This is a genomic window from Brevibacterium sp. Mu109 (assembly GCF_900169375.1).
GTDB classification, from domain to species: Bacteria; Actinomycetota; Actinomycetes; order Actinomycetales; family Brevibacteriaceae; genus Brevibacterium; species Brevibacterium yomogidense_A.
Map to the genome: position 1 here is coordinate 1 of NZ_FXZF01000097.1, position 1,320 is coordinate 1,320.

Here is a 1,320-nt window from a genome sequence, read left to right on the forward strand (position 1 = left end):
CATGTCGAGGTCTTCCGGATGGAGTGTGTGAGAACTTCCATCATCGGGAGACCTCGACGTCTATCCGTGGAGCGACACGACCCGGCCTTCAGCACCTGGGGTCTACACCCTCAATTACGAAGAGCCCGAAAACGCTCGCCGCATGGGGAGGAACCATGTGCGGAGCCGCCACCGCAATGGCCGCAGGGACACTCTTGTCAACCTGGTTGCGCCTAGGTCCTGCCGATGAATCGGCCTCCGCACTCACGTACACCAACCTCAACATCGACCTTTCGACACTCTCTTTGTCTGCGTTGCTCATCGCATTGATTGGAATCCTCAACGATATCGCTGCGGCGCAAGCCGCGACCGTTTTCTCTCACACCGCCCCAGACACACGGCCCCAATGGAAAGTGATAGTCCCGACTGCCCTTTCCGTTGGAAGGGACCACTCTGCCTCAGCGATCTACACCATCAGCTTCTCAGTCGTCGGAGCGGGCCTCGCCGCGTTCGTGCTCGCCCACACCTACAATCAGCCTTTATCGGCCTTCCTCCAGACCGACACCGTGTCCACGACACTGACCCAGATGCTGGCAGGTGTCATCGGGATTATCATCACCATGCCGGCAACAACAGTGTTCGCGCTTCTCCTATCCCGGATTCCTTCCACAGCTAGTTCGTCTCGGGGTCCGAAGCACTAATCGGCTCGCATTATAACGATCGTTGGCCCAAGAGCCAGCCAAGCTCGAGGCGAAACCCGTGATCGATCGAGCATGTCGCGACAATACCCATGAAGACCATGAACGCGGCCCCCGGCATCTGAAATCATTGAACAACTTCAACTCGGCGGCCCTCTTCAGTCGAGGTCACGCTCCGAGGCCGAAGACCGATCTCCAGTATCAAACTCGATAGCGCCCTCAACGAATCTCGTCGACACCATCCCACCCAGCACTCATGAACGAACCCCTCGGCTATGCGAAGGACACTGCATGATTCACCTCAGGCCGTTGAAGTGAAGATCCAGCGGGATTGAGCCCATCAACTCCATACTCCCCCAACGCAGCACCAGTAAACCTAAATCGCTGAGCTTGCTGATCGACGCATTCGCTTCCCATCTCGTCACTGAGATAGCCACGCACTCACAACTACCTAGGCTGCATGGGTGGAATAGTCGATTCGATCGAACTGCGCTCGGCAGTGCTTGGTCCTTATCTGGCTCTTCACGAACGAGGGTGTAGTCGAGGTCTGAAACCGCCGGCTTCGAGCAGACTCCTGTCGATGTAGTGCCTCAGGTTCCGGAACCCAAGCGCGATCCCGCGCAGATGCTCGAGTCGGCCATTG

1 protein-coding gene is annotated in these 1,320 nt (G+C 57.5%); it reads left to right on the forward strand.

Annotated features, from left to right (window positions below):
• Window positions 1–23 precede the first annotated feature (23 nt).
• The gene (locus tag BSP109_RS16595) at window positions 24–680 is read left to right on the forward strand and encodes a YibE/F family protein (protein ID WP_101602060.1); all 657 of its coding nucleotides are present in this window, start codon (window positions 24–26) and stop codon (window positions 678–680) included.
• The last annotated feature ends 640 nt before the right edge of the window (window positions 681–1,320 follow it).